Genomic DNA, 26061 nt, shown 5'->3' with positions numbered 1-26061 from the left:
ACTTTCACAGAGGCTATGTGATATAGAATATACTGAAGGAATTAAAGGGAGGATCTTATGATTCGCGAAAATCTTCGTAATGTAGCGATTATCGCCCACGTTGACCATGGTAAAACAACCTTGGTGGACGCATTATTAAAACAAAGCCATGTGTTCCGTGAAAATGAAAAGGTAGCAGAACGCGTAATGGATTCCAATGATTTGGAACGTGAACGCGGTATTACCATTTTGTCCAAAAATACGGCCGTTATGCATGACGGTATTAAAATCAACATCGTTGATACGCCGGGCCATGCTGATTTCGGCGGTGAAGTGGAACGCGTACTTAACATGGTTGACGGCGTATTGCTTCTCGTAGACGCTTATGAAGGTCCAATGCCTCAGACTAAATATGTTTTGCGTAAAGCCTTAGAACAGAAATTGAAGCCGATCGTGGTTATCAATAAAATTGACCGTCCTGACCAACGCGTTAAAGAGGTTGAGGACGAAGTTCTTGAATTATTTATGGAACTTGAAGCTGACGATGATCAACTCGACTTTCCTGTGGTTTACGCCTCTGCCCGTTCCGGTGTTTCCAAAACCAACTGGGACGACGAAGCCGTAAACATGGAACCGTTGTTTAAAACGTTGATCGACGAAATTCCTGCACCGCAAGGTGATATGGAAGGCCCTCTTCAATTCATGGTGACCACACTTGATTACGATAACTTCATCGGTAAAATTGCCGTAGGTCGTATAGTACGCGGTAAAATGAAAACTAACCAACAGGTTGCCATCATGAACGGTGAAAGCACTCGTAAAGCGAAAATCGGCCGCGTATATACATACAATGGTTTGAATCGCGTTGAAACTGACGAAGCTGAAATGGGTGATATCATCGCCTTTGCCGGTATCGACGATATCAATATCGGCGAAACAGTAGCGGATGCTGAAAATCCTGAAGCGTTGCCATCCATTTCCATTGACGAACCGACATTGTCCATGGTGTTCTCCGTAAATAACTCTCCATTTGCAGGCCGCGAAGGTGAATTCGTTACATCCCGTCACTTGCGTGATCGTTTGTTCCGCGAAGTAGAAACTAACGTATCCATGAAAGTGGAAGAAACTGATTCTGCAGATGCGTTCAAAGTATCCGGCCGTGGCGAATTGCATTTGGCTGTATTGATTGAAACTATGCGTCGTGAAGGCTATGAATTACAAGTGGGAAAACCTCGTGTAATCTTCAGAACCATTAACGATCAATTGTGTGAACCGCTTGAAGCGTTGACCATCGATGTACCTCAGGAATTTATGGGTACTGTAATGGAAAATCTCGGTCAACGTAAAGCTGAGTTGACTAACATGGTTGAATTGGCTGGTTATCTTCGCATGGAATTCGTAGTTCCGGCTCGTGGCTTGATCGGTTTCCGCGCCCAATTCTTAACAGCTACAAAAGGTAATGGTATTATGAACCATGTATTCCATGGCTATGCACCATATAAGGGTGAAATCCCTTCCCGTACACGCGGTGCTTTGGTAGCATTTGAAAATGGTGAAACCACACCATATGGTTTGAACTCCGTTCAAGACCGCGGTACATTGTTCGTTGGCCCTAACCAAGACGTGTATGCAGGACAAGTTATCGGTGAAAATACGCGTGAACTTGATATGGATGTTAATCCATGTAAGAAAAAACACGTTACCAACATGCGTTCCAGTTCCTCTGATGAAGCGGTACGCTTGACGCCGCCTCGTATCTTCTCCTTGGAGCAGGCTCTTGAGTGGATCAATGATGATGAACTCGTTGAGGTAACACCTGAAAGCATTCGTATGCGTAAGATGATTCTTGACCGGAATGCTCGTGCGAAGGCTGCAAAAAACAAAAAATAATTGATTGAAATTCATGGAAATACGAGTTTTCCCGAATCTATACAGCGGATAGTCGGTATGTATCGACTATCCGCTGTTTTATGTTCGGCTTAGATATGCTGAATTTCAGAAGAAAGAGCAATGAAAATTATCTAATTGAGTATTACTTTCATATATAATTCTACATGATTATAGCTAATAGTCATATGTCTATGAAAGTTATTAAGATTTCATGAAACTTTAATAAATGAATCTGTATAATGATAATATATTTATTGAAAATTATTTTTAGTTTGTAGGAGGGTCCACCAATGAACAAAAAAATTCTTGCATCCTTGTTTGCTGTTGGTCTTGCAGCGGGCTCCATATTAACCACTGTCGATGCACATGGCGTTTTCTTTGCCAATCGCACTGATGAAAAAGTACTTGTCCTCGGTGAAGGGCCTGTAGATAATGCATACACTTCAGATATGGTAAAAGGAATTACCGGTTATGATGTAAACGGTAATGTTATGCCTGTGAAAGTGATTAAACATGAGAAAAATGTAGCCATTGAACAACCGTCCAACCTTGGTGTAACTGTAACGAACTTTGATTACGGTTATTGGACAAAGGATAAAGACGGAAAGACTGTACATAAACCTATTACACAGGTGCCCGGTGCAACTAAGAGTACACACGCTATCAAATATGATGTGCACTACTGGAATGCAAGCGCGAAGCCTTTGAATAATAAAGATGCCTTCATTCAAATCGTGCCATCCGTGAATCCATTGACGCTAAGAAAAGGTGATACCTACGAAATTCAAGTGCTTAAAGAAGGTAAACCATATGCTGATGCACCGCTCATTAAAGATGTAATGAACGATCTTACAAATGAAAGCAAAACCGATGCAAATGGTAAGGCTATCGTTACTGTAAGTGCTAACGGCCTCAATGTTGTGGGCGTGGAAGTAGGCTTCCCGACTCAAACCAAGGGCGAACAAAATAAATACTTCAGTGCATTGTCTTTTATAATTGATCCTGAATAATATTGGGAAAGTTAATTCTAGTTATTGCAAAAGAGTCCTCTATAGCGTATGCTATAGAGGATTTTTGTGTAATAGCGAGATTTTTATGATAAAATTTTATTCATCTGTCATGAAAATATCTGCCGCTCAACGATGGCGGAGCTTTATGAAGCATATTGTTAATCAGGTCGGTTTGGGTGACTATACTTCAGTTTACTTTATACTATCGAACCATAGCGTAATATGGTATAATTTTTAGGTACTCATGCGCCTATAGCTCAGGGGATAGAGCACCGGTCTCCGGAACCGGGTGCGCAGGTTCGAATCCTGCTAGGCGCACCATGATGAAACAAGAGGCTTTCAGATTGAACTGCATCTTAAAATTTGGACATAATTTTGAGATGCAGTTCAGCCTGAGAGCTTTTTTATTTGTATAAAATTTGCATAACCGATGTGACTATAGTAACACAAAAATCATTGAGAATGATGTACAATTAGAATGAATAATCTATATGAAATTCTGAACACATTCGGACGGAACACCGAGGCATATAGAACTATTAATTTTGTGTTGTATGTAAACGGATATGGCGGACGACTCGTATCGTCAGTATCCTATATAGATATAAAGGAGTCATTATGGCAAATGAAATACAGGCTGTGTCTGTGTCCCTCGAAGCGTGGAAGGATGAGCAGGATGCTTGGAATAATCGGTCCAACTATTTTGTGGAGATGCATAACCGTGAGGATCGCAAGGCGCAGGTAACCGCATTTCTTGATTTTTTGAGGGCGGAGCGATTATTGCCGGCGCCAGGCGGTCGAACACTTGATGTAGGCTGTGGTGTCTGTGATTATGCATTAGGACTGGCACGTGAAGGATATAGCGCGACGGGAATCGATTTATCGGACGGTATGATTAACGGTGCAAAGCAGTTAGCCGATGAAGAAGGTCTGGACTTGAGCTTATATATTGCTCCGTGGTCTGATGAAACGAGACGTAAATTAGAATGGGATAAGGCCTTTGACTTGGCGTACAGCATTTTCTGCCCCATTATGTTTGATGTTGAAAATATCCGTGCCATGCATGATGCGAGCCAGGATAAATGCTTGTGGGTTGCTTTCAGCGAACGCAGTGATGAAATGGTGGATATGTTATCGGAACATTTTTTCGGCAGTGATGCATTTCCCTGGGATGGAAAGATGAAGGAGTGTCTTGAGGCGATTCATAGTATGGGGCATAATGTGAAAGTAACATATAAAACCGTGCCTGAAACTGAGGTTATGGATCTCAATAAAGCGGTTGAATATTTTACGATGAGGTTACATAATAATGGTTGGGGCAGTATGGATGATATGAAGGCGGAAATACGAAATCTCATAGAGCCGCTGGCTATGGATAACAAGATTCAGAATAAAACCGTGGATAAGGTGGCGTGGGCTTCCTGGTCTGTTAAGTAGGAGGTCGTATGACTGTTGATGAAAAACGTCAGTTAGAGCTGAAGGCGATGCATCAAATCATTGCCATCTATTGTCATAATAAACATCATACACAGAAGGGTGATTTGTGTGAAGAATGCCAAAAGGTATGGCAGTATGCGGAACACCGAATAGACGTATGCCCCCATATGGACAGTAAAACTTTTTGCAGCGTTTGTAAAACACATTGTTATGAGCCGACCTATCGCGAAAAAATCCGTGAAATCATGCGCTATGGCGGACCGCGTATGTTATTCGTCTCACCGATTATGGTGATTCGCCATATGTATTTGGAGTGGAAGGATAGGAAAAGGAGTATCACATCTCATGAAGACTGATATGGTTGTAAAGACCGGTATATTTATAGCTTTGACGGTTTTACTATCTTATATTTTCGCCATTCATACCACATTTATACATATTACATTTGGGTTTTTATCGACCGCCATATTCGGTATTCTATACGGGCCTATGGCCGCCGGCATTATGGCGGCGATTGCCTGTTTTATCGGAATGTCCTTATTCGGACACGGCGTATTTTTTCCGGGTTTTATTGTGTCCGAGTTTCTGGTGGGCTATGTGTATGGTTATTTTCTGCACGGTCGTGATGTTACGCTTAAACGGCTTCTGTTGCCGGAACTGATTGTTACGGTATGTATACATCTGGTGCTGAACACATTGTGGCTCACGATATTTTATAACAAAGCGGTATCCGCCATCTTTTTGAGCCGACTCATAAAAAATATTCTATGCTTTCCTCTAGAAATCGCGTTGATTTTAATTGTATATAAGGCGATAAGCAGATTTATTGTACATAAAAAGCTGTAACCTCAAGTAATTTGAAGTTACAGCTTTTCTTTATGCCAATGCCTTATCAAGCACCGCTTTAATTAATGTTTTTGTCTGTTCGTAGCTTTCGCCCGGTTGAGCCTCGTATTGTTTGTCGAGGTCGAACCACAAGTTCGGATAGTATTCGTAAGGATGCGTTTTGAATAATTCATGGGCATCCTGATCTTCAACCCAGTTGATGTGGATATCAGCGTATTTAGGATTTTCCGCAACGAGTTCATCGACGGCGCGGAATGCATTTTTACAATAAGGGCAACCGTTCAAGTGGAAGCCCAGGATTTCTTTCATAGTATACCGTCCTTTCAAAAATAACATTAATATACTTATATAAATTGAGATTAATGACATACTCACACACCACAAGATATGATATATTATTGAGTATATCATATCTACATACAACATTCAATTTTTTAAATGTATTGAATGTGGATATTAATTGAGTACATATATTATAAGCAGATGAGGAGGCTCTTATGATTTCCGGTGCGGCATACTTGGTGAAAGCGCTTCAGGAGGAGCAGGTGGAGATTTTATTTAACTATCCCGGGGCGGCGACTATCGATATAATGGATGAGTTGTACAAACAGGATACGGTGAAAGTTGTATTGCCACGTCATGAACAGGCCTTGGCTCATGCGGCGGATGGTTATGCGCGTAGCACCGGTAAGGTGGGAGTCTGTATGGTGACTTCCGGACCGGGCGCGACCAATCTTGTAACGGGGATTGCAACGGCGTATGCGGACAGTGTGCCTCTCGTTTGTATTACGGGACAAGTGGACTTGAGTCTCATGGGAAATGATGCCTTTCAGGAGGTCGATACGGTCGGTATCGTGCGTAATGTGTGTAAATATGCGGTAACCGTTCGCGACCGCAAGGATTTGGGACGTATTTTGAAAGAAGCGTTTTATATAGCTCGTACAGGTAGACCGGGACCGGTTGTAGTGGATATGCCTAAAAATATTCAAAAAGCAATGGGGTCCGATGAATATCCGACAGAAGTTAATATTCGTAGCTATAAACCGAATACGACGGTCCATGTCGGACAAATCAAGAAGGCCTGCTCCGTTATCGAAAAGGCAAAGCGTCCTCTGTTCCTGTTGGGCGGCGGGGTCAACATCAGCGGTGCCAATGAACTTATGATGGCGCTTGTTGAAAAAACGGGTATTCCCGTGGTCACTACCTTAATGGGGAAAGGGGCTATCGATTCGCGACATCCTCTATACCTTGGCAATGTGGGCATTCATGGTGGATATGCTCCCAATGTGGCTCTTACGGATTGTGACGTGATGATTTCAATCGGCACCCGTTTCAATGATCGTATTACGGGTAAATTGAGTACATTTGCTCAAAACTGTAAGATTATTCATATTGATGTTGATGCGGCATCGATTTCTAAAAATATTAAGGTGGATATTCCCGTTGTAGCCGATGCGAAACTGGCGATTGAGAAACTATTGGAATATATTGAGCCTCATGACCTCGGTGAATGGTCTAAACAATTGCAGAAACTGAAAGAGGAGCGACCTGTTACACAAGCCGATGAAGAGGGCTTAACACCTCAAATCGTCATAGATTATATCAATAATCACTATGATTGCCCTATTGTAGCGACCGATGTGGGTCAGAACCAATTATGGACAACTCAATTTTTAGAGTTAAAAGGCGGTCGTCAATTATTGACATCCGGCGGTCTCGGTACGATGGGGTATGGCTTCCCTGCTGCACTGGGGGCTCAGCTGGGAAATCCGGACCGACGTGTTTTCTCCATCTGCGGTGATGGCGGTGTGCAAATGAACATTCAAGAATTTGCTACGGCTATGCATTATCACTTGCCGATGACGCTTATCGTGCTTAATAACGGTTATCTCGGCAATGTGCGCCAATGGCAGCAGTTATTTTATGATAAACGGTATGCCTGTACAAATTTGTTGATGGATGAAAGCGCTATTGTTACACGTAGCATGATCGATAATGACGAGTTTGAATATGTACCGAATTTTGTGAAACTGGCTGAAGCTTATGGGGCTAAGGCAATGCGCATTACAAAGGTTGAAGATATGGGAAAGGGATTCCTTTTGGCGGATACTTTCAAAGAAGGTCCGACCTTATTGGAATTTATCATTCCTACGGAACTCAACGTTCTGCCTATGGTGCCGGCAGGGAAATCTCTGAGCGATATGTTATTGAAGGATAGAAAATAGGAGGGGCTATGGAATTACATATGAAAAAGCGCTGTATTTCGGCGTATGTGGAAAACCAGATCGGCGTGTTAGCTAAAATCTCAGGCCTCTTCGCCGGTAAGAATTATAATCTTGACACATTGACCGTAGGGGAAACCGAAGATCCGACGATGTCTCGAATGACAATTGATCTTACCTGTGATGATTTGACATATGAACAAATCATTAAGCAACTGAATCGTAGTGTAGAGGTTATCAAGGTTATCGACTTTACGGATATGGCGATTACGAAGAGGGAGTTATTGTTTATCAAAGTGAACAGCTGTAAGGAAGCGGATAAGCAGGAGATTTTCCGCATCGCCCGTACCTTTGATCTGCTTGTTGTAGACTATAGTCGTAAATCCGTCCTCGTACAGTGTGTAAAGACCGTATCTAAGAATAATGATATGATTGCACTGTTTAAGGATATGTTTGTCAATCGTATTGAAGTCGTTCGCGGCGGCAGTGTCGCTATCGAGGCATTGTCTACGCCTGACCGTTGATTGATCATAAACCCTAATCTTTTATTATAGGAGGTACTATGAGTTTACTGGATGATATTTTAGCCCATAATAGAGAATATGTGGAGGATCAAAATACGGGTTATGTAGAGACTGATACAAAATGCAGTAAGATGCCGAGTCGTCAGATGGCCATTGTCACATGTATGGATACACGTCTTGTAAATTTTTTGGAAGACTCCATGGACATCGGTCGTGGGGAAGCCAAGATTGTAAAGACAGCGGGCAACTGTATTACAGGTCCTTTTGATGGCGTTGTCCGCAGCTTACTGGTATGTATCTATGAACTCGATGTTAATGAAATCTTTATCATCGGGCATCATGAATGCGGCATGTCCAAGACGACGGCGAAGAATTTAACAGAAAAGATGTTGGCTCGCGGTATCGCACCGGAAGCAATTCATATGGTAAAGCGGGAAATGAAACGTTGGGCGGACGGATTCACGCAGCCTGCGGAAAATGTGGAGGACACGGTAGACGAACTGCGAGTTAACCCTCTTATTCCTAAAGATGTCCCCATTCACGGATTAATTTTCCATCCTCGCACCGGTGAAATTGAAGTCATTGTAAACGGCTATACACAGATGAAACAGTATTATGAAAAATAAGAGGAGGCATAGCCTCCCTTTGTTTTATATGGGCATTGCATATAAGGTGATAAAAATTATCTAGAGTAGTCAAACATTTGTGACACAGCCTATGCAGCATGAGATAAGAAATACTCTGTTACAACTTCATTGGGTGACTTAAAGCCTAATACCTTTTGCGCTATATTGTTATAACGACTATTATAGCGTCGATGGGCCTTCACTAACTCATCCACACTAGTAAACGTTCTATTATAAAAACGCTCTCCATCAACCTTGTGACTACGCTCTACTTTCCCATTTTGCCATGGGGAAAATGGTCTTGTTAGCTTATGATCGACACTGAGCTGTTTTAATACCTCGTCGAACAGACACCGCTTCTCACTACCATTCCAGTTTGTGAATTCGCGACCGTTATCCGTTTGTATAATCGCTATTTTAAAACCCATACGAGTTTCTAAATCCAGTAAAAATCGGCTCGTATTAGTAACACTCTTTTCATCAACGATGGATAAAATTCTTTTTCTGAAGTATTCATCAATAGCTGTGATTTGATAGTAACTAATACCATGCGTATGAAACTTCAAACATTCATTGGGTACATATTTTATGTCGATTTGAACCTTTTCACCCGGATAGGTGACTACATCCGGTCTCCACTTACTTTTGGAATAGGTCTTCTTTTTAGATACCTTAGGTGTATGAAGACGTATCTGCCTGCACATGGCTCCGTACGAACGTGTATAGCCTCGTTTTCGAGCTTCTACATATACCTGTGCCAGTCCTTCGTGACGGAACTTCGAATTCACTCTACGAATCAACTCCAGCTCTGTTGCTGTATGTTGATTAGCATGACTATGCGGTCTCCTACTATGTGGACGTAACAAATCTATTGTTCCATCATACCGCTTTCTTCAACGTTGAATTTGTTGTCGGCTTGTATGATACCGACGCGCTGCTTCAGCATTATTGTTATATTTTATTGCATATTCATATGCCCGTTTACGAAGTCTTAGTTCTTCAGTTATAATAGATTTCATAAGAAGATTCTCCTTGTTTATAACGATTGGTTTAGCGACTTCATTATAACAGAGAATCTTCTTATTTTTTATTCTTTTGTCACAAATGTATTATACTTGAACACATTGCATATAAGGTGATAAAAATTATATATTGACTTAAAGTCAACTTTAATTTGTACAATAAGGCCATGTATTTAGAATATAAAAATGAGGGTATATGGATAAAAAGGATTTATTAAAAATAATAGGTATCGGAGGTGTTGTTGCGGCTCTATTCTTTGGTGCTTATGAGTATCGTGATGCTTTCGGCTCCTTTCTTGAGCGTGGAATGGCGGTTGCTACCGGGCAGGAGATTAAACCGCTGTTGGCATCAGAAGGGCGTTATATTCGTCAGATCGTTGCCAAAGACAACAGTGTTGCCAGAACTATCATGTGGCAGTCGGATAATGATGAATCTGATGCGGTAGTTGAATATCGTAAGCGTGGTGATACATCCGCAACAGGTCTTATGAGTCAGAATGCATCGAGCAAGGCTTTCACGGACGATGGGACAAGCACATATATTCATGAGACGACATTAACCGGACTCGCACCGGATACCGAGTATGAATATCGTGTCGGATATGGAACGGATCGACGCAGCGAATGGTACCTCTTGAAAACGGCGGGCGCCGATGAATATGAGGTGCTCATATATCCGGATTCGCAGTCCGCTGATTATTCCGGATGGAATCAAATCGTCAAAGATTCGGCTCAACGTAACCCTGAGGCGGCTATGTATATCAGCATGGGGGACCTTGTGGATAACGGTGAAGAGGCGTCACAATGGCGCGCATGGCTAAATTCTGTTGCACTTCTTAGCACACGAATTCCGTTGTCGCCGTTATTGGGAAATCATGAAATGTATACCGTAGATTGGAAAATGCGTGAACCTCGGGCGTATCTGAATTATTTTGATGTGCCGGGTAACGGGAATGATATATTTAATCGTCGTTATTATTCTTATGATTATGGCGATGTTCATTATGTCGTACTGGATACGCAATTGTATGAAAGTAACCATGAGGACAATCACGATGTACATCATCCTGATTTATATGATGTGCAGGTCGAATGGCTGCGGCAGGACTTAGCGTCTAATACCAGGAAATGGACTGTAGTGCTCATGCATCGTGACCCGTTCCAATATGCGGTTAATCGCGAAGGGGCCAGTCGCGCTTCCGGATTTAGCGAGGAAGGGGTATTGTTTATGCCTATCTTTGATGAATTTAATGTGGATCTTGTGCTGTCGGCTCATTTACATACCTATCGCAATCGCGGTCATGTACGTAATTTTGATCGAGATGCGTCGGGCCCTCTTTATATTATTACGGGCGTTGCCGGTGATGTGCGGTATCCTGGGTTATGGGTACGACATCCTCTGGATGTATATGTGGCGCCGCAACCGGAAACGGATAATTATATGTCTATGACGGTGACAAAACATTCGTTAATGATCAAGTCGTTCTTGCCTGACGGAACATTGTTGGACGAAACGACTTTAGAAAAATAAATCATGTATAAGTATACTTAATATATTATCATATTTAATGGTGATATATGATGTATACGGTAAAATATAATTTAATATGTCAGATTTTACAATACTAAGGCATCTTCCGTGGAAGGTGCCTTTTTGTGTGCTGTTTATGTTATGACTCTATTACATTGACAGTATAGAAAGGGCGCTTCATTGTAATAGTATTGTTTCATGTGTTTCGACATATTTTGTTCGAGTCGATTATATGGGTATTACAAAATGCGATATGTATAATTACAAATAAAAATACATTATTGGTGTATAAATACTTGCGCAATGAAAAATATGGGATTATAATACGTACATAGATTATAAAAATACAAAAATTATGTATAAACTAATAGGTTCTGTATATTTTACGGAAAAGGAGAAATCGTCATGCATACACTACAAGATTTAATTAAACAATATGCTTCTCAATATAAAGAACAAGTTGTGGCATGGCGCCGACATATTCATCGTCATCCGGAACTATCCGGTGAAGAAAAGAAAACATCTGAATTTATTCAGAGCGTATTGACGGATTTAGGCATCCCTTTTAAAGCGGATGTATATAAATATGCAGTCATCGGCGAGATTAAGGGGGCCTTTGATGGTCCTGTAGTGGGACTTCGGGCGGATATGGATGCATTGCCTATCACGGAGGTAACGGGGTTGCCTTTTGCATCTGAGAATTCCGGTGTTATGCATGCATGCGGCCATGACAGCCACATGGCTATTCTTTTAGGAGCGGCAGCCATTCTGCAATCCGTCAAGGATCAACTGCACGGAACAGTGAAACTCGTATTCCAGCCCGCGGAGGAGGAAGCACTTATTAAAGGGGCACAAGGTATTGTGGACTCCGGTGTTTTGGATGATGTGGACGAGATTTACGGGCTTCATGTATGGCCTCAGCTGCCGGTGGGGACGGTGGGGCTTAAGAAAGGTAATCTCATGGCCGCGTCGGATCGATTCCTCGTCCATATCAAGGGGAAGGCGACTCACGGCGCCGAGCCGCACAACGGTATTGATGCCATTGTGGCCGCGGCGAACTGGATTGTCAATGTAGAGTCCATGGTGGCTCGTGAAACCAATCCGATGGACAATCTCGTATGTACAATCGGTGTCTTTAACTCCGGTGATCGATATAATGTGGGATCCGGAGATGCATATCTGGAGGGAACCTGCAGAACCTATGACCCAGCGAAACGCGACTACATTGAACGTCGCCTCGGTGAAAGTCTCAAAGCCCTCGACATGATGTTCGGCACAGCCAGCACATTGGAATATCGTCGTGGACATGGGGCGACAATCAATGATGCGGATGCTATTGACTATGCCACACATATCGTTGAAACTTATCTCGGCAAGGATTCTGTGGTGCATCCGGAATTTCCGTCGATGGCGGCGGAAGATTTTTCCGCATATCTCAATAAAATCAAAGGGGCCTTCCTCTGGTTGGGAACGGGATTTGAAGGTAATCCGGCCCTACATAATGCAGCTTTCACCATCGATGAAAGCATACTGGAACCGGGAATTACGATGATGGCCGGCATAGCGGCGGAGTTATTACAGGAGAAATAAGAGGTTATTATGAAAAGTTTACAGAATCAATCATTTAAAACAATGCTTCAGTATACACCGGATGAAATCAAGTACTTTCTAAAACTTGCGGCGCAACTTAAGGCGGATAAAAAAGCGGGGACGGAGGTAAAGACATTAAACGGTAAAAATTTCGTTCTTATCTTTGAAAAGGATTCTACACGGACTCGTTGTGCCTTTGAAGTCGGGGCTGCAGATCAGGGGGCGTATACGACGTACCTCGGACCAAGCGGATCTCAGATGAATAAAAAGGAGTCCTTAAAGGATACGGCTCGTGTATTGGGATCCATGTATGATGCCATCGAATTCAGAGGATTTGCGCAAGATGATGTAGATACATTGGCGGATTATTCCGGTGTGCCTGTGTGGAACGGTCTTACCGATATGGATCATCCCACACAGACCTTGGCAAATTTCTTGACCTTACAGGAGAATATGGATAAACCGTTGAATGAAATTTCCTTTGCCTATGTAGGACATGGCCAATCCAATATGTGCAATGCCCTGATGAGCGGCGCCGTAAAAATGGGGATGGATTTCAGACTGATCGGACCTAAAAAATTCTGGCCGGCCGGACCGTTCTATGAAGAATGCCTCAAGGTGGCGAAGGAGACCGGTGCCACCATTACCGTTACGGATGATGTGACAAGCGGCGTTAAAGGCTTAGATGTTATCTATACCGGCGTATGGGTGACGATGGGCGACACTTACGATATGTGGGAGGAACGTATCAATACATTTAAACCGTATCAGGTAAATGCAAAGATGCTGGAACTGACGGGAAATCTAAATGTTAAGTTCTGTCACTGCTTACCGGCGTTCCACAATACGGAAACACAGGTCGGTCACGATATCTTTGAACGATTCGGCATGAACGGTATCGAGGTGACGGAAGAAGTCTTTGAAGGTCCTAACTCTCTTGCGTTCCAAGAGGCGGAAAATCGCCTTCACACGATTAAGGCGGTTATGGTTGCCACATTCGGCGACTATCCAATGAAATAATTTCTTTGCTTTAAGTGATTATGAGTATAGTTTGTTCATTTGTTCAGTATGGCAGAGAGTGCCGTTAAGAAAGAGCAGGTTTGATCACCGGTATAGAGGTGAGAATTGAGGTGTAGTATGGCATCGTATAAGGTATTTATCGTCGGTCATGAAGGGACCACGGGGCTCCGGATTCATGAACGGTTGTCCGACAGAAAAGATATTGAATTATTGGCTACCGCCGATGAGGATCGTAAAAATATTGAAGCTATCAAAGCGGTGGCTAAGAATGCAGATATCGTATTTCTTTGTTTGCCGGATGCGGCATCCAAGGAAATTATGGCGGCCATCGGTGACCTGTCGTGTAAGGTTATCGATACATCGACGGCTTTCAGAACGGATGCGGATTGGGCCTACGGTTTTCCTGAACTTGGTGAAAGCTACAAAACAGCGATTGCTACAGAAAAGCATATCGCAAATCCCGGATGTCATGCGAGCGGCATGATCGCCTGTATCGCACCGCTTGTAAAGTCAGGACTTGTACCGACTGATTATCCGTTTACCGTTACATCACTAACGGGATATAGCGGCGGCGGTAAGAAAATGATCAGTCAATATGAGAGCGAACCGAAGGATTATTTTCTATATGCGCCACGTCAATATGGCCTGGGACAACAGCATAAGCATTTGCCGGAGGTGCAGCATATGTGCGGTCTCAGTGAGGCTCCGATTTTTATGCCTATCGTTGACGATTATTATTCGGGGATGGAGGTTACCGTCGGTATTCACAGTCGATTATGTCAAAACCCTATCAGTATCGCTACGGTACAACATACATTGGAAGAATTTTACAAGGACAGCGTCATCGTAAACGTGGCGCCATTTGATGAAAATAGCAATAGCGGTATGCTCAACGCCAATCAGATGAGTAATACGGACAGCATGAAAATCCATGTGACGGGTAATGACGACCGCATCATGGTTCATGCGATTTTCGATAATTTAGGTAAAGGTGCGTCGGGTGCAGCCGTTCAATGCATGAATATCGCGTTAGGCTTACCGGAGGAAACCGGATTGGAATTAGGCTAGAGGGGACATCATGAATAATGTAACAAATGCGATGCGGGCGCATATTTTGACGGCGGCCGTTCCATATATCAAACAATATACAGATCAATATGTTGTCGTTAAGTACGGCGGCAATGCCATGACCGATGAGGCGTTGAAAAAATCCGTTATGAAGGATTTGCTGTTGCTTCAATTAGTGGGGGTGAAAGTTGTTCTCGTCCACGGAGGCGGTCCTGCCATCAACAGCACATTAGATGCTATGAACATAGAATCTCATTTTTCAAATGGTTTACGCGTTACCGATGAACCGACTATGGATGTGGTGCAAATGGTCTTGGCGGGCAAGGTGAATAAAAGCCTTGTGGCGGATCTTGTGGATCTCGGCGGCAAGGCCATCGGCCTTTGCGGTGTGGACGGCAACATGATTCAGGTGCACCAACAGGATGAAACACTCGGTTATGTAGGGGCCATAGATTATATCGACACGACAGTTATCGACGATGTTATCAGCAAGGGATATATTCCTGTCATATCTTCTATCGGGATGGGGAAGGACGGTAAGACCTATAATATCAATGCAGATACGGTAGCCGCAAAAGTTGCAGGGGCTCTTAAAGCGGAGACGATGGTTGCCATGACCAATATTGACGGTGTTTTGCGTGATGTAAATGACCCGTCATCGCTGATTTCAAAGATAACCGTGTCGGAAGCGGCTCAGCTCAAAGCGGACGGCATTATCGCCGGCGGTATGATTCCGAAGGTGGACTGTTGCTTAGAGGCCATTGAAGCGGGGGCTCAAAAAGTATTTATTATCAACGGAGAAATACCGCATGCTATCTTGATTGAATTGTTGACGGATGAAGGCCTTGGCACGATGTTTGTAGCCGGCTAACATATTTTCGGTAAGGTTATTATTCTGTGTGATATAGGCGTATATCCGATAAGTGGTTTATAGGATAACAGGTATCGATAAGGATCGTACGATTGGAGGATATGATGAATAATACAACAGATTTTGAAAAACAGGATAAGGAATATATAGCCAATACGTATGGCCGTTTCAATGTATGTTTTGAAAAAGGGAAAGGCTCTTTATTGTGGGACGTCAACGGTAAGGAGTATATTGATCTGGGATCCGGTATCGGCGTTACCGCATTCGGTGTCGATGATGAAGAGTGGTCCGATGCGGTGACGAAGCAGGCTCATGCCCTTAATCATGTATCGAATTTATATCACACATTACCGCAAATCGAATTGGCTAAACAGTTATGTGCAAAAACGGGTATGAAGAAGGTGTTTTTCTCCAACTCCGGAGCGGAATCCAATGAATGCGCCATCAAGGCGGCTCGTAAGTACAGTCATGATACATATGGAGACGGTCGAAATGTAATCGTCACGCTCGTCAACAGCTTTCACGGTCGTACCGTAACGACATTATCCGCTACGGGACAAGATGTATTTCATCAGCATTTCTTTCCTTTTACGGAAGGTTTCGTTCATACACCTGCCAACGATATAGAGGCGGCGCTGGAGGTATTATCAAACCCGAATGTATGCGCCATCATGATGGAACCGATTCAAGGGGAGGGCGGGGTTATGCCGCTTGATGCGGAATTTGTGCAAGCCGTTACAAAATATGCCCATGAGCACGATCAACTGGTTCTAATCGACGAGGTGCAAACGGGGAACGGACGGACAGGCACCTTGTATGCGTATGAGCAGTTTGGCATTGAGCCGGATATCGTGTCTACCGCTAAGGGACTTGCCGGCGGTCTGCCGATGGGGGCTACCTTGTTTAATGAAAAAACGCAATATGTACTCACTGCCGGCGCTCATGCCACTACGTTCGGCGGCAATCCTATCTGTGCGGCGGCCGGGAATACCATTATCAGTCGATTGACGCCGGAATTTCTCAAAACCGTGAAAGCTAAAGGAGATTATGTAAAATCCGCATTGGCGGGAAAACCGGGAATTGTCGATGTCAGCGGTATGGGCTTGATGCTCGGTATCGAAACGACCGTCGATGTGAAGGATGTAATCCTGAAATGTTTAGAGCGAGGGGTTGTCGTACTTTCAGCGAAAAATAAGGTCCGTCTATTGCCGGCTCTTAATATTCCTCAAGAGCAGCTGGAAAAGGCGGTTGCGGTTGTGGCTGATGTTATTGAAAGTCTAAGTGAATAAACCGTGTAGAGAAAATAAACATTGTAGACTTTATACAATATTCGTGATACTCTAAAAGAAATATAATGAATGGAGGACTATCATGAATACAGAATCCTTACGCAATGATGTACTAGTGCCTGCAGTAGCCAAAACATTGGATATTGCAAGCAAAGCAAAACCGACCAAAGACGAAGTTTGTACTACATTAAAAATTACAGCTGCTGTAGCAGCGGCCACAGCTGTTGTATCCTTTGCGGTACAGGCGGTATTGCGCAACCGATAAGAAATTAGAAAACGACAGGTTTATGCCTGCCGTTTTCTTTTACGTTATGCCTTTTATTCCTGATAAAAAGGGAAAATAGGGAATTAATATAGAAAGAGATAGAATATGCATAGCCGTGATTTGATTGAACAATATAAAACCTATGTACAGGAATGGAGACGGTACTTTCACAAGCATCCGGAACTAAGTAATGAAGAATTTGAAACGACGAAGGCCTTGGCTAAAGAATTGGAGTCTATGGGTGTTGAGGTGCATGTTGATGACGTGCGCAAGACGGGGCTCATCGGTATCATTCGCGGGGCTAAACCGGGCAAGGCGATAGGTTTGCGTGCCGATATTGATGCGCTACCTGTGCAGGAGCATAATACATCCGAATATAAATCCGAAGTAGACGGCAAGATGCATGCGTGCGGTCATGACGGGCATATGGCGATTCTCTTGGGGGCGGCCAAAATGCTGATGCAGATGAAGGATCGTTTGGAGGGGGATGTATACCTCGTATTCCAACCGGCTGAAGAGACCGGCGGTGGCGCACCGGAATTTATTAAATTCGGTGACTGGTTTGAAAAAATTGACGCCATTTTCGGCGGTCATGTATGGATTGATTTGCCAGCCGGTCTCGTATCTGTTGAAGCGGGGGAACGCATGGCGGCGAGCAGCCTGTTTTCTATTAATGTAAAGGGAAAACAAGGTCATGGAGCTCAGCCGCACCAGGCCGTTGATGCGGTGGTTGTGGCCAGTGCTATCGTTCTGAATCTGCAAACGGTCGTATCCCGTAATGTAAGCGCCCTTGATTCCGTAGTGGTCACAATCGGAAATATTCATTCCGGTTCGGAATGGAATGTGATTCCCGGCGAGGCTACAATGGGCGGAACCGTTCGCTTCTTTGATCCCCGTCAGGAGGAGTATATCGTCCACCGGATGCGTCAAATCGTGGAACATACGGCCCTTGCTTATGGTGCGTTGGCGACGTTAACTTATGAAAAACGCGTTCCCCCGACGATTAATGATGAAAGCTGTAGCGCCCTTGCTGAACAGGTGGTTATCGATACGCTCGGTGCGGATAAACTGTCGAAAATGCGTAAAGTTATGCCCGGAGAAGACTTTGCGTGGTATTTACAGGAAAAGCCGGGATGCTTTGCATTTATTGGCATTCAAAATCCTGATGTAGACGCCGTTTACGATCATCATAACAATCGATTCAATATGGATGACTCCGTACTGTCCGCGGCATCCGCAGTGTATGCGGAATATGCGATTGCGTGGTTACAGCGGAATAAATAGTTTGGTTGATAGTAAAAAATAAACCTCTTTACATTTTCCGTAAAGATGTTTATTATATTCCAATATTAATCATATTGTAGTTAAAATGGTTTCCTGCATGGCGTATGTTTTCGTGTCTTGCGGATAAAAAGGACCTTCCTTTGCCGGACGGTTCTAGAAGCCAGAAAGGATGCAATGAACGATCAAGTTTCTATTTCAAGAGCAAATATCCGCGGTGCTTTCGGGGCGTTTTTTATCTCCGGTATGTATACAGCCTTATGGGCCGGTTTTGTGCCTTACTTAAAGGCGAAGCTCGGCATCGGTGAGGATGTATTGGGTTCTATGATTTTGTTGCTCGGTGTAGGTTCTTGTGTGTCTATGGCCGTAGCGGGTAAAATGGTAGAAACTTTGGGTTGCAAGAAGACGGTGCTTACCGGCAGCTTTATCGGTATGTTGTCACTTGCCGTCGTGATTATGTGTTCCACCATTTTTGAAACGACGGTGGCGTTATTTTTCTTCGGTATCGGCGTAGGGCTCAGCAGTTCGTCCGCTAATTTGCAGGCGATTCTCACGGAAAAGGTGAGCAAAAAACATTTGATGGGCGCTTATCACGGCGGATGGAGTCTCGGCGGTTTTGCCGGGGCCGGCGTGCTCCTTGTGCTTTTAAAAATGTTATCTTTGCCTGTTGATAAAAGTATCTGGGGACTACTCATCATATTGTTCATCGCTATTGTTGTTATCAGTCGTTTTATGTTGTCATTTGGAACCGATCCAAATGCAAAAACGGTAAAGAAATTTAAAAGTCCTTTATCGTTTCATCCTATTGCGATTATTTTCGGCCTTTTATGTTTCGTGTCGTATTTGGTGGAAGGCGCAGTAGGGGACTGGAGTGCGTTATATCTTCATGAAGATAAAGGAATTCTTATCCAGGAAGCCGTAATGGGGGTTATGTTCTTTAATGGCACCATGTGTATCGGCCGGTTGCTCGGCAACACTCTTGGTAAGCATTTATCCTCTAAACAGGTTGTGGTAGGCGGGTACTTGTTAGGTGCTGTTGCAATGGGGCTCATCGTCGTATTGCCGGGGCATGCATCCATGTATACCTATTTACTCTTAGGTATCTCCTTAGCGATGATTGTACCAAATTTGTTCTCCGCAATGGGGGAACAGAATCTTATTCCTATGACGCAGGCGGTGGCGACATCGACCATGCTCGGTTATATGGGGATTTTGATGGGCCCTGCATTAATCGGGTTTATCGCTCATGGAACGAGCCTTACTGTGGCTTTCATCGTGCTTACCTGCTTACTTGTGGTGAGTGCGGCTATCGGAAAGTACGCATATATTTTGATGAACAAAGCGGAAGAGACCGAAATGTAGTTTATCGGCTTAATAGCATTAAGGCATACGTGATTTAATATTATCAACTAATTTAATACGATTAAGAACAAATAAGTATTAGATACCATAAACATTAGGTAATACAAAATAAAAACCATAAGTCCCGGACGAGCTTCGATAAAGCTAGTGTCGAGGACTTATGGTTTTCTTTTTTTTATCTTTTATTTAATTAGCGATCGCCGTTAAAGATGGAGTTCTTAACAAGTACATAATCTACTTTTCGAATCGCCTGTAAGGTTGTGCCGCCGGCATAGGAGATTGCGGATTGTAAATCCTGTTCCATTTCAGTTAATGTATCGAAAATGGATCCTTTAGAAGGAATGAAGATTTTTTTGCCTTCCACGTTTTTGCGTTCCCCTTTTTGAAACTCGGAGGCGGAGCCGAAGTATTCTTTTACGGCTTGACCGTCAACAATTTTTTCTTCACCGGGGGATTCTTCGTGACCTGCAAAGAGGGAGCCGATCATAACCATGGTGGCACCGAAGCGGATGGATTTTGCAATGTCGCCGTGGTCGCGGATACCGCCGTCAGCGATTATAGGTTTTGTGGCCGCTTTCGCACACCAGCGCACCGCTGCCAGCTGCCAGCCGCCGGTACCGAAGCCGGTTTTTAGTTTAGTAATGCAGACCTTACCGGGACCGATGCCTACCTTTGTCGCATCAGCACCAGCGTTTTCAAGTTCGCGTACCGCTTCCGGGGTTCCTACATTACCGGCGATAACAAATGTATTCGGCAAGTTCTTTTTAATGTATTGAATCATATCAATAACTGCATTGGAATGACCGTGTGCAATATCGATTGTGATGTAATCGGGTGTCAAATTTGCTTGTTTGAACGCGTCAACTAAGGCGAACTCTTCCTTTTTTACACCGATAGAGATGGAAGAATATAGTTTTAGGTCGTGCATGCGTTTTACAAAGTCCATACGACGTTCAGGGTGGAAACGATGCATGATATAGAAATAACCTTCACGTGCTAATTTTTCAGCCAACGCTTCGTCGATGATAGTCTGCATGTTAGCAGGAACTACAGGTAATTTGAAGGTGCGATTACCCAATTTAACATGTGTGTCACACTCGCTACGACTGTTGACAATACATTTATTAGGAATCAGTTGCACGTCTTCATAATCAAAGATGTTCGTTGTATTGATCATAGTTTCTATATCTCCTTCGAGTTACTACATAATGAACCTGTACCATTATACAAGAGAGGCGGAAAATTTTCAATACATTCCGAATATTTGATTGGTGTAGCTTGAATTCTGTAGTACAATACAGATAGACTGTATTTAATGCTGTTAATAAGTTCACTTTACATAGGAGGTCGATACAGATGGGTCAGTCTAAAACGCGTATGCTTGCCGAAGCCGGTGTAGCTATCGCCATTGCGCAAGTCTTATCATTTATTACGATTTTCCACATGCCTCAAGGGGGCTCCATAAAGGCTGCGTCCTTGGTACCGCTCATGATTTTTGCGTATCGCTGGGGCGGGGCGCGAGGTATCTTTGCCGGCGTCGTGTACGGTATTTTGCATTTTATTTTGGGATTCAAGTCATCTGTGCATTATTTGAGTATTATTTTGGATTATGTGGTTGCTTACGGTGCCATCGGTGTATGCGGTTATTTTAAGGATTCTTTTACAGGTCTCATCAGCGGTTCCGTCGCGGCTATCGCATTGCGCTGGGTGGCATCGGTTACGAGCGGTGCTGTCGTATTTGCCAGCTATGCGCCACAAGGGCAGAATCCATGGATGTATTCCATGGTATACAATGCATCCTATATGGTGCCGGACGGTATCATCAATATCGTTGTTTTATTGTTTATATACCAAGGGGTAAAACGAGGGTTAAAACGTCGTGAGTGAGTTAGGTTTAATTATTTTAGCCGGCGGTTTGAGTACGAGGATGGGGCGACCTAAGGCTTTGTTACCGTGGGTTAATGGTGAAAGTCTCATTTCACATGCTTTGCGCAAAGGGTTAGATGCGGATGTGAAAGATATCATAATTTCCGTCGGTGATGATGATCGATTAGGACTTGCCATTCAAACTCATATCATCGACACGTTATCGAACAATGAAAAAGAAAAAGTTTCTATTGTTCGGGATTCTGTGGGGCGCTGCGGTCCGTTGGGCGGTCTTTATAGTGCCTTGTCCGTCGGGGCGAGCCCTGCCTATGCGGTGATGGCTGTAGACATGCCGTTTATGGATGTATCTTTATATTATGAATGGCTGTATGACCTCGACGAAGATAATTGGAATGCCATTGTTCCGATCGGCTGTAGCGGTCAACGTGAGCCTATGGCGGGCATATACAGACCGTCTATTGCACCTTTATTGCAGTCCGTTATCGCCGGAGATGATGTCTCTTTACATCATGCTGTCGATATAATCGGAGCCGTGGAATTAGTTGATGCACAGGATCAGAATCATGCATTGCGAAATGTAAACCGATTTGAAGATTATCAATGGGCTCGAGCTTTAGCCGAAAATGAATTTCGTCGCGTACCTTTAATTAGTGTGGTCGCATCAAAACGTAAAACAGGTAAGACTACCGTTGTGACGCGTCTTGTATCTGAGTTACAACAGATGGGGTTATCCGTTGGTGTTGTTAAAAGTGATAAGCACGGCTTTCAGATGGATCATGAAGGAACAGATACAGACCTTGCGTATAAAGCCGGGGCTGATGCAGTTGCTATCGCAGGACCCGCTGAAACAGCGATTCGCATACGCACAAAAGAACAATTGAACCTGTATGAAATATCACAGTTTATGCCTGTGGATATAGTTATACTAGAATCACGGTTTCAAGGGATTGCCCCTATTATAGAGGTTACCCGGGAGGGACATACGGAAACGCTTATCTCGGATTCCATGGACCGAGTGGGGACGATAGAAATTGGCAAGTTAGATCGAGACGTACCTGAACTGGTACGTCACATACAGGAAATGATGAGGAGTTTAGATGGCCGTCGTTACTGTCGAGGAGGCTCTCCAATTATGGGATGAGGCCTTACAAACGCAAGTTTATAAAGTAGAAACGATTGATGTTCAGGCTGCAAAGGGCTATGTATTGGCTCAAGATATTATAGCCCCCACAGACGTACCGGCCTTTTCAAAATCTGCTATGGACGGATATGCCGTTGCCTATGAAGCAGGACGTAAAGAATATATCGTTGACGGTATTATCGGGGCCGGTGTCGTGTGGGAGAATCCTGTCGAGTCCGGTCATGCGGTACGTATTATGACGGGGGCAGCAATACCTCATACATGTGATACGGTTATCATGCAGGAGCAGGTAGTCGGCATAGGTGAACCGCACACAACGATTACGATTCAAGGCGGATATCATTGTGGTGATCACATCATCCCGCAAGGTGAGGAGTGTGTTGCCGGTACTATTGTGATTCCGCAGGGGACGGAGATAACATCTACGGTACAGACCATTTTGACGGGGCTGGGTATTACCGAAATATCTGTTAATGCAATGCCTCGTGTGCTGGTGCTTACCTCCGGTCATGAGGTTATTGAGCCCGGTGAAAGTTTAACACCCGGTAAAATTTACAACTCTAATCGAGCTATGATATGCGGGTTACTGGAGGACTTAGGCTTTCACAAGATAACCCACTATCACGTCAGTGATGCTCCGGAGGAACTGGACTCTGAAATCAATCATGTGTTGAAACTTAGTGAAGCTGCTGATGTTATCATCAGTTCCGGCGGTGTATCGGTAGGCCTTTTCGATACGATGCCTCTAATTTATGAAAAGTTAGGGGCTAAATCTATCTATGCCCGTATTCAGATGCGCCCGGGTGCGGCATCCTATGGTGCCGTTACACCGAAGGGACAGATCATTTTTGGCTTATCTGGCAATCCAGGTGCTGCTTTTAATGGATGGCATCTAATCGTAGCGCCCACATTGAGGCGTTATAAAGGGTTGACTAACTGGACGACTCCGGTGGTGGCTTGCGTAATGGATACGGAAATCTTTAAACGTAATGCCTTTGATCGCTATGTACAGGGAAAAGTGATATTCGGCGGTGGGGCTCCACGATTTGTGGCCAACCGTCACTTTAATAGTAGCAGCATGTTAGGGCTATATACTGTTAATGCGTTGGCATGTATTCCGCGAGGTATACACGAAGTGCACCCTGGTGATACCTTTGATGTCTACCTATTAGGCCTGCTGCCTGCGGTTTAAATCGTATTAATTTCTAGATTCGAACTCTAAGGTTTTTAGATTTTTTAGAGTTAGCGATATATACTAGTTAAAGAACTATAATACTTATAGATAAGTATAATATAAAAAGACGAGGTCTCTATGGAGTCCTCGTCTTTACGTTTTTACAAAATAATTTCAATTCTGTTGCCATAGGTACTGAAATTAAATCTCAATTAATTTATAATAAAATCAACAAAAGGATATTCCTTTAGTTCCATCAATGGGATTTTGACAAAACTATTTAATCTACTTTTTATTATCATATAGTTATATAAGGAGTGATTTCTATGAGCAAGACTTTTACAAAAAATATTCCTGTTAACGAAATTTTACATTTAGCAGATATATTAGAATATAAGGCCGGTCAAGTTATCAGTATTACCATCGCTCAAAATGAACGCCTCAGCATTACATTATTTGCATTGCCGAAGGGGGAAGAAATTTCTACGCATGTAACGGTGGGAGATGCCATTGTGCAAATCCTCGATGGAGAAGCACATATCGTTGTCGGCGATACGGAACACAATGTAAAGACCGGAGAAACATTAATCATGCCGTCTGAAGTGCCTCATAGCCTTGATGCTCGTGAAAACTTCAAGATGTTGTTGACCGTAGTTAAATAAATATATCATAATAAATGCATCCTTTAGTTTATAAAGGGTGCATTTTTTGTAGCTGGTTTTATTGAGACGGACGTGTTATGGATATAATTGAGCAATATAATCTGACTTTATCTATTGCGGCTGAAACAGAACAAAAATGTTGCATAGCAATTGAAATGATGGTTTTATTCGATACAATAGGTGTATAGAATAAGGAGATACATAAATGGAATACTTTTACTATACATATAAACACAACCATATAGATTTCAGTAGCCACATATACAAGGTCAGTACATATCATTACAATTGGCATGGCGAAACTGAGATTCTTATCTTGTTAAAAGGGCGTATTGAGATGAGTTGTAATAGCGAAGTTTTTACGATGGAACCCCTCGATACAATTATAATTTCCCCTCAAGTCGGGCATGCTACGCTGGCCTTGGAGGAGGATACAACAGCCCTCGTTATTCACGTAGGTAAGGAGTTCTTCCAAGGCTTTGATCCGAATTTTGGCATGTATCAATTTGTGGTGCGTTCGGATGAAAGTAGTCGTCACAATCCGTTCTTTACAACTTTGCGTCATCATGCGGCGATGATGATGCTGTTGGAGGTTAATGGTGAAAGTCCTGCTAATCGCATGTGGCTTGAACATCATTACATGGTTTTGGCGGGGGATGTGTATAGTGAGGTTGATGCGGTAAAATCCGTGCATATCAGATCTAAACCGGCAGACATGACCGCGGCTACCTTCGATGAGATGATTGCTTATATTGATGAACACTATCAGCAGAAGATCGAATTAGAGGATATTGCAAAAGTAGGTGGGTATAATGTGAACTATACATCACAGTTCTTTAAACGCCAATTGGGTGTTTCCTTCCTTGAGTACTTATTGCGCCTAAGATTACGAGAAGCGACGGTACGTTTAGTCAATTCGGAAGAGGCGATAGTGCGTATTGCTAATCGCTGCGGATTTCCCGACATAAAAGCTTTTAACGTGGCCTTTAAAAAACATTTTCATACGACCCCGTCTGAATATCGTAAACAGGCAAGAAGCATCGGGCGGAAAACCAAATTACACAACTGGAAGGAAATGATTTCTACCGGAGATAAGGATATTCTGGATATATTAAATTCTTTTTTACCCTATCGAGTTAATGTTGTTGATGCAGATACTTCGTTGGAAGCAGATAAAAAGTTGCAATCTCTTAAGGATAAACTGAAAGCAATCGTAGAGGAATTATAGATGTATTGTTATAAAATATACCGACTGTTACGGCATATACCGGTGGATATTCGCACAGTATATGGGTATGAATTTATATCTTTTTCAGCCTATATAAAATGATTAGGCATGGTTGATTTTGTATATGTTAAAATCC

The 26061-nt window shown here is 43.3% G+C and carries 25 protein-coding genes, 1 tRNA gene and 1 pseudogene; 24 read left to right on the top strand and 3 right to left on the bottom strand.

All coding sequences use genetic code 11. The features are described from left to right. Nucleotides 1-57 precede the first annotated feature (57 nt). The 7 genes and pseudogenes from typA to CKV62_RS06865 all read left to right on the top strand — a co-directional run bounded on the left by typA (nucleotide 58) and on the right by CKV62_RS06865 (nucleotide 5162). Nucleotides 58-1869 (top strand): translational GTPase TypA, encoded by a 1812-nt coding sequence (gene typA / locus CKV62_RS06890; protein WP_038115887.1) that lies wholly within the window; start codon nucleotides 58-60, stop codon nucleotides 1867-1869. Nucleotides 1870-2159: 290 nt separating this feature from the next. Beyond that, nucleotides 2160-2879, top strand: coding sequence for a DUF4198 domain-containing protein (locus tag CKV62_RS06885; protein WP_095066299.1), 720 nt, complete (start codon nucleotides 2160-2162; stop codon nucleotides 2877-2879). 93 nt (nucleotides 2880-2972) lie between these two features. Further along, nucleotides 2973-3075 (top strand): annotated as a pseudogene (locus tag CKV62_RS09435) (arsenate reductase/protein-tyrosine-phosphatase family protein); the annotation flags it as partial. Between the two features lie 50 nt (nucleotides 3076-3125). Beyond that, nucleotides 3126-3200 (top strand) — tRNA-Arg (locus CKV62_RS06880). 297 nt (nucleotides 3201-3497) lie between these two features. Continuing rightward, nucleotides 3498-4316: a class I SAM-dependent methyltransferase gene (locus CKV62_RS06875; protein ID WP_095066298.1), complete on the top strand. Its 819-nt coding sequence runs from the start codon at nucleotides 3498-3500 to the stop codon at nucleotides 4314-4316. A gap of 8 nt (nucleotides 4317-4324) precedes the next feature. Continuing rightward, complete coding sequence (locus tag CKV62_RS06870) at nucleotides 4325-4672, top strand: nitrous oxide-stimulated promoter family protein (RefSeq protein ID WP_095066297.1); 348 nt, start codon at nucleotides 4325-4327, stop codon at nucleotides 4670-4672. After that, a complete protein-coding gene (locus CKV62_RS06865) occupies nucleotides 4662-5162 on the top strand; it encodes a folate family ECF transporter S component (protein ID WP_095066296.1) in 501 nt (166 codons plus the stop codon). Before CKV62_RS06870 ends, CKV62_RS06865 begins: the two co-directional genes overlap by 11 nt. 30 nt (nucleotides 5163-5192) lie before the next feature. Here CKV62_RS06865 and CKV62_RS06860 read toward each other — a convergent pair whose 3' ends face one another. Then, nucleotides 5193-5471, bottom strand: coding sequence for a glutaredoxin (locus tag CKV62_RS06860; RefSeq protein ID WP_095066718.1), 279 nt, complete (start codon nucleotides 5469-5471; stop codon nucleotides 5193-5195). Between the two features lie 188 nt (nucleotides 5472-5659). Between CKV62_RS06860 and ilvB the strand changes: the two genes are divergently transcribed. Genes ilvB through CKV62_RS06845 form a run of 3 tightly spaced genes read left to right on the top strand, consistent with a single transcriptional unit; the run spans nucleotide 5660 to nucleotide 8534 of the window. Then, complete coding sequence (gene ilvB / locus CKV62_RS06855) at nucleotides 5660-7387, top strand: biosynthetic-type acetolactate synthase large subunit (protein ID WP_095066295.1); 1728 nt, start codon at nucleotides 5660-5662, stop codon at nucleotides 7385-7387. Nucleotides 7388-7395: 8 nt separating this feature from the next. Further along, nucleotides 7396-7908, top strand: a complete 513-nt coding sequence (ilvN, locus tag CKV62_RS06850) for an acetolactate synthase small subunit (RefSeq protein WP_095066294.1) — start codon at nucleotides 7396-7398, stop codon at nucleotides 7906-7908. Between the two features lie 38 nt (nucleotides 7909-7946). Then, entirely contained in the window at nucleotides 7947-8534 is a 588-nt protein-coding gene (locus tag CKV62_RS06845; RefSeq protein ID WP_095066293.1) for a beta-class carbonic anhydrase, read from the top strand. A gap of 89 nt (nucleotides 8535-8623) precedes the next feature. Here CKV62_RS06845 and CKV62_RS06840 read toward each other — a convergent pair whose 3' ends face one another. Beyond that, complete coding sequence (locus CKV62_RS06840) at nucleotides 8624-9322, bottom strand: DDE-type integrase/transposase/recombinase (RefSeq protein ID WP_231968309.1); 699 nt, start codon at nucleotides 9320-9322, stop codon at nucleotides 8624-8626. A 430-nt stretch (nucleotides 9323-9752) separates the two neighbouring features. Between CKV62_RS06840 and CKV62_RS06835 the strand changes: the two genes are divergently transcribed. The 9 genes from CKV62_RS06835 (at nucleotide 9753) to CKV62_RS06795 (ending at nucleotide 19833) form a co-directional block, all read left to right on the top strand. Continuing rightward, a complete protein-coding gene (locus CKV62_RS06835; RefSeq protein ID WP_095066292.1) occupies nucleotides 9753-11087 on the top strand; it encodes a purple acid phosphatase family protein in 1335 nt (444 codons plus the stop codon). Between the two features lie 405 nt (nucleotides 11088-11492). After that, a complete protein-coding gene (locus CKV62_RS06830; RefSeq protein WP_095066291.1) occupies nucleotides 11493-12677 on the top strand; it encodes a M20 metallopeptidase family protein in 1185 nt (394 codons plus the stop codon). Between the two features lie 9 nt (nucleotides 12678-12686). Further along, nucleotides 12687-13697, top strand: coding sequence for an ornithine carbamoyltransferase (gene argF / locus CKV62_RS06825; RefSeq protein ID WP_095066290.1), 1011 nt, complete (start codon nucleotides 12687-12689; stop codon nucleotides 13695-13697). Nucleotides 13698-13814: 117 nt separating this feature from the next. Further along, a complete protein-coding gene (gene argC, locus CKV62_RS06820) occupies nucleotides 13815-14765 on the top strand; it encodes an N-acetyl-gamma-glutamyl-phosphate reductase (protein WP_095066289.1) in 951 nt (316 codons plus the stop codon). A 10-nt stretch (nucleotides 14766-14775) separates the two neighbouring features. Then, nucleotides 14776-15636 (top strand): acetylglutamate kinase, encoded by an 861-nt coding sequence (gene argB, locus CKV62_RS06815; protein WP_095066288.1) that lies wholly within the window; start codon nucleotides 14776-14778, stop codon nucleotides 15634-15636. A gap of 104 nt (nucleotides 15637-15740) precedes the next feature. Next, a complete protein-coding gene (locus tag CKV62_RS06810; RefSeq protein WP_095066287.1) occupies nucleotides 15741-16925 on the top strand; it encodes an aspartate aminotransferase family protein in 1185 nt (394 codons plus the stop codon). Between the two features lie 82 nt (nucleotides 16926-17007). Continuing rightward, on the top strand, nucleotides 17008-17190 hold the full coding sequence (locus CKV62_RS06805; protein ID WP_095066286.1) for a hypothetical protein: 183 nt from the start codon (nucleotides 17008-17010) through the stop codon (nucleotides 17188-17190). 105 nt (nucleotides 17191-17295) lie between these two features. Continuing rightward, complete coding sequence (locus CKV62_RS06800; protein WP_095066285.1) at nucleotides 17296-18474, top strand: M20 metallopeptidase family protein; 1179 nt, start codon at nucleotides 17296-17298, stop codon at nucleotides 18472-18474. A 174-nt stretch (nucleotides 18475-18648) separates the two neighbouring features. Further along, the gene (locus CKV62_RS06795; protein WP_095066284.1) at nucleotides 18649-19833 is read left to right on the top strand and encodes an MFS transporter; all 1185 of its coding nucleotides are present in this window, start codon (nucleotides 18649-18651) and stop codon (nucleotides 19831-19833) included. Nucleotides 19834-20023: 190 nt separating this feature from the next. Here the strand turns inward: CKV62_RS06795 and CKV62_RS06790 are convergent, their stop codons facing one another. Beyond that, entirely contained in the window at nucleotides 20024-21010 is a 987-nt protein-coding gene (locus CKV62_RS06790; protein WP_095066283.1) for a GMP reductase, read from the bottom strand. A 179-nt stretch (nucleotides 21011-21189) separates the two neighbouring features. On the opposite strand from CKV62_RS06790, the gene thiT reads away from it, so the two are divergent. The 5 genes from thiT to CKV62_RS06765 all read left to right on the top strand — a co-directional run bounded on the left by thiT (nucleotide 21190) and on the right by CKV62_RS06765 (nucleotide 25925). Beyond that, nucleotides 21190-21720 carry an energy-coupled thiamine transporter ThiT gene (gene thiT / locus CKV62_RS06785; protein ID WP_095066282.1) on the top strand — a complete coding sequence of 177 codons (531 nt, stop codon included), beginning with the start codon at nucleotides 21190-21192 and terminating at the stop codon, nucleotides 21718-21720. Further along, on the top strand, nucleotides 21713-22861 hold the full coding sequence (locus CKV62_RS06780) for a molybdopterin-guanine dinucleotide biosynthesis protein MobB (RefSeq protein WP_095066281.1): 1149 nt from the start codon (nucleotides 21713-21715) through the stop codon (nucleotides 22859-22861). The genes thiT and CKV62_RS06780 overlap by 8 nt, the downstream gene beginning before the upstream one ends. Next, nucleotides 22818-24053, top strand: a complete 1236-nt coding sequence (locus CKV62_RS06775; RefSeq protein ID WP_095066280.1) for a molybdopterin molybdotransferase MoeA — start codon at nucleotides 22818-22820, stop codon at nucleotides 24051-24053. Before CKV62_RS06780 ends, CKV62_RS06775 begins: the two co-directional genes overlap by 44 nt. Before the next feature lie 308 nt (nucleotides 24054-24361). Then, complete coding sequence (locus CKV62_RS06770) at nucleotides 24362-24697, top strand: cupin domain-containing protein (protein WP_095066279.1); 336 nt, start codon at nucleotides 24362-24364, stop codon at nucleotides 24695-24697. Between the two features lie 205 nt (nucleotides 24698-24902). Further along, a complete protein-coding gene (locus CKV62_RS06765) occupies nucleotides 24903-25925 on the top strand; it encodes a helix-turn-helix transcriptional regulator (protein ID WP_095066278.1) in 1023 nt (340 codons plus the stop codon). Nucleotides 25926-26061: the final 136 nt, after the last annotated feature.

The sequence above is a fragment of the Veillonella rodentium genome (assembly GCF_900187285.1).
Classification (GTDB): domain Bacteria; phylum Bacillota; class Negativicutes; order Veillonellales; family Veillonellaceae; genus Veillonella; species Veillonella rodentium.
The sequence above is the reverse complement of the archived record's forward strand: the minus strand, read 5'-3'. Positions and strand labels throughout refer to the sequence as shown.

Excerpts from the sequence above, each read along its gene's own strand:
- argF (WP_095066290.1), top strand. The coding sequence starts at position 12,687 with ATGAAAAGTTTACAGAATCAATCATTTAAAACAATGCTTCAGTATACA.
- CKV62_RS06845 (WP_095066293.1), top strand. The coding sequence starts at position 7,947 with ATGAGTTTACTGGATGATATTTTAGCCCATAATAGAGAATATGTGGAG.
- CKV62_RS06810 (WP_095066287.1), top strand. The coding sequence starts at position 15,741 with ATGAATAATACAACAGATTTTGAAAAACAGGATAAGGAATATATAGCC.
- argC (WP_095066289.1), top strand. The coding sequence starts at position 13,815 with ATGGCATCGTATAAGGTATTTATCGTCGGTCATGAAGGGACCACGGGG.
- CKV62_RS06775 (WP_095066280.1), top strand. The coding sequence starts at position 22,818 with ATGGCCGTCGTTACTGTCGAGGAGGCTCTCCAATTATGGGATGAGGCC.
- CKV62_RS06875 (WP_095066298.1), top strand. The coding sequence starts at position 3,498 with ATGGCAAATGAAATACAGGCTGTGTCTGTGTCCCTCGAAGCGTGGAAG.
- CKV62_RS06800 (WP_095066285.1), top strand. The coding sequence starts at position 17,296 with ATGCATAGCCGTGATTTGATTGAACAATATAAAACCTATGTACAGGAA.
- CKV62_RS06860 (WP_095066718.1), bottom strand. The coding sequence starts at position 5,471 with ATGAAAGAAATCCTGGGCTTCCACTTGAACGGTTGCCCTTATTGTAAA.
- argB (WP_095066288.1), top strand. The coding sequence starts at position 14,776 with ATGAATAATGTAACAAATGCGATGCGGGCGCATATTTTGACGGCGGCC.
- typA (WP_038115887.1), top strand. The coding sequence starts at position 58 with ATGATTCGCGAAAATCTTCGTAATGTAGCGATTATCGCCCACGTTGAC.
- CKV62_RS06835 (WP_095066292.1), top strand. The coding sequence starts at position 9,753 with ATGGATAAAAAGGATTTATTAAAAATAATAGGTATCGGAGGTGTTGTT.
- CKV62_RS06870 (WP_095066297.1), top strand. The coding sequence starts at position 4,325 with ATGACTGTTGATGAAAAACGTCAGTTAGAGCTGAAGGCGATGCATCAA.
- CKV62_RS06830 (WP_095066291.1), top strand. The coding sequence starts at position 11,493 with ATGCATACACTACAAGATTTAATTAAACAATATGCTTCTCAATATAAA.
- CKV62_RS06795 (WP_095066284.1), top strand. The coding sequence starts at position 18,649 with ATGAACGATCAAGTTTCTATTTCAAGAGCAAATATCCGCGGTGCTTTC.
- CKV62_RS06885 (WP_095066299.1), top strand. The coding sequence starts at position 2,160 with ATGAACAAAAAAATTCTTGCATCCTTGTTTGCTGTTGGTCTTGCAGCG.
- CKV62_RS06805 (WP_095066286.1), top strand. The coding sequence starts at position 17,008 with ATGAATACAGAATCCTTACGCAATGATGTACTAGTGCCTGCAGTAGCC.
- CKV62_RS06865 (WP_095066296.1), top strand. The coding sequence starts at position 4,662 with ATGAAGACTGATATGGTTGTAAAGACCGGTATATTTATAGCTTTGACG.
- ilvB (WP_095066295.1), top strand. The coding sequence starts at position 5,660 with ATGATTTCCGGTGCGGCATACTTGGTGAAAGCGCTTCAGGAGGAGCAG.
- CKV62_RS06790 (WP_095066283.1), bottom strand. The coding sequence starts at position 21,010 with ATGATCAATACAACGAACATCTTTGATTATGAAGACGTGCAACTGATT.
- CKV62_RS06765 (WP_095066278.1), top strand. The coding sequence starts at position 24,903 with ATGGAATACTTTTACTATACATATAAACACAACCATATAGATTTCAGT.
- thiT (WP_095066282.1), top strand. The coding sequence starts at position 21,190 with ATGGGTCAGTCTAAAACGCGTATGCTTGCCGAAGCCGGTGTAGCTATC.
- ilvN (WP_095066294.1), top strand. The coding sequence starts at position 7,396 with ATGGAATTACATATGAAAAAGCGCTGTATTTCGGCGTATGTGGAAAAC.
- CKV62_RS06770 (WP_095066279.1), top strand. The coding sequence starts at position 24,362 with ATGAGCAAGACTTTTACAAAAAATATTCCTGTTAACGAAATTTTACAT.